Origin of the sequence: Paraburkholderia sp. SIMBA_053, assembly GCF_046534895.1 — a bacterium.
Classification (GTDB): domain Bacteria; phylum Pseudomonadota; class Gammaproteobacteria; order Burkholderiales; family Burkholderiaceae; genus Paraburkholderia; species Paraburkholderia caledonica.
The window spans coordinates 1-255 of the sequence record NZ_JAWRXU010001134.1 but is presented as its reverse complement, the minus strand read 5'-3'; the positions used below and the strand labels follow the sequence as shown (position 1 = coordinate 255).

Here is a 255-nt window from a genome sequence, read left to right as displayed (position 1 = left end):
CAGGTACCGTTGGGTACGGGCTACTACCAGCTAAGCGATAGCTGGCCCGGCCCCGCACAGCAATTGTTACAGCAGGCAAGCTGGAGTGATGGCACTGAGCAACATCAGTTTACCATCAGTGCTTTGCTGCGCGCTGATGTGACCTTGCTGGTTGCGCTATCCCCGCTGGGACAGGAGTTATGGCGGGTGCAATATCAGCCCGGCCACCGTTTGTCAGTTTCGGGTATCGCACCTTTTAACCAGCCGCAATTTGCG

Annotated in this window: 1 protein-coding gene; it reads left to right on the top strand. The window is 56.9% G+C overall.

Annotated elements, in window-relative coordinates; translation table 11 throughout:
* The coding region (locus SB753_RS39175; protein ID WP_410805433.1) for a DUF3261 domain-containing protein at positions 1–255 on the top strand (255 nt) is incomplete at both ends.